1 pseudogene is annotated in these 1,263 nt (G+C 47.3%); it reads left to right on the top strand.

The features are described from left to right. Positions 1-79: 79 nt before the first annotated feature. Positions 80-1,233, top strand: a pseudogene (locus tag FE782_RS31955) (IS3 family transposase). The last annotated feature ends 30 nt before the right edge of the window (positions 1,234-1,263 follow it).

Genomic DNA, 1,263 nt, shown 5'->3' with positions numbered 1-1,263 from the left:
TGCAATTAGACTAGAAGGTGGACACGCCGTAAGTGAAGACCTGTTACAATAAAAACAATTAATCAGGTCGAGGTGTGCCATGGGAGAAATCCGACAGCATTTTGATGAAGAGTTTAAACGTCAGACGGTAAAACACATGGAGGAGACTGGAAAGAAAGCAACCCAGCTCGCCGAAGAGCTCGATATTCCCGCTAGCAGTATTTGTAGTTGGCGAAAGCAGTATGGAAACAATGGAGAAAAGGCACAGCTCATCGTTGATTACGATCGACTTAAGAAGTTAGAGCAACAAAACCGCGATCTACAAGAGGAGATCGCGGTTCTAAAAAAGGCGATGCACTTCTTCACGAAAGACCGAAACTGAAATATGCGTTTATACGCAAATTTAGCTCCCAGTATCGTGTCGAGAAGTTGTGCAGTGTCCTAAAGGTCTCAAGGAGCGGTTACTACAAATGGTTGAAGCATAAACCCAGTAGGCAGGAAAAGCGGCGAAACAAGCTAAAGAAGCGGATTCAGCATCACTTTTATGCCTTTAAAAAACGCGACGGAAGTCCGAAGATCGCCGCAAAACTGCGTCAAGAAGGCTGGGTGGTTTCAACCAGAACCGTCAGCCGGCTCATGAAAGAAATGAGCCTGCGCTCCGTTGTTGTAAAGAAACACAAAGCAACCACGAACTCGAAGCATAATCACCCGGTATACGAAAATGTGCTCAATCGAAACTTTAAAGTCCTTGCCCCTAACCAAGTCTGGGTCTCGGACATCACGTACATCCAAACGCAGCAAGGCTGGGTGTATTTAGCTAGCGTGATGGATCTGTTCTCCCGCAAGATCGTTGGATGGGCTGCGGGGGACCGCATTACCAAGGAACTTGCTCTCAGAGCCTTCGATATGGCTTGTGAACGCCGAAAGCCGCCGGCGGGTCTGATTCATCATTCCGACCGAGGGTCGCAGTATGCTTCAACAGAGTACCGACAGCGCATTAAAGAGATGAAAATGGTTGGCAGCATGAGCCGGAAGGGCAACTGCTATGACAACGCTTGTATAGAGTCCTTTCACAGCGTCTTAAAGAAGGAACTCATCTACCAAACCAAGTTCAAGACAAGGTTGCAAGCATACGATGCGCTTTACAAGTACATCGAGCTCGAGTACAACCTTATACGTCTCCATTCAACCCTTGGGTATCTACCCCCTCATCGGTTCGAAAAGGAATACCATAAGCAACTCCAGGCTTCATAGACTTGTGTCCACTTTCTTGACAGAAGTCCA

It is taken from the genome of Paenibacillus antri, from assembly GCF_005765165.1.
GTDB classification, from domain to species: domain Bacteria; phylum Bacillota; class Bacilli; order Paenibacillales; family YIM-B00363; genus Paenibacillus_AE; species Paenibacillus_AE antri.
The sequence above is the reverse complement of the archived record's forward strand: the minus strand, read 5'-3'. Positions and strand labels throughout refer to the sequence as shown.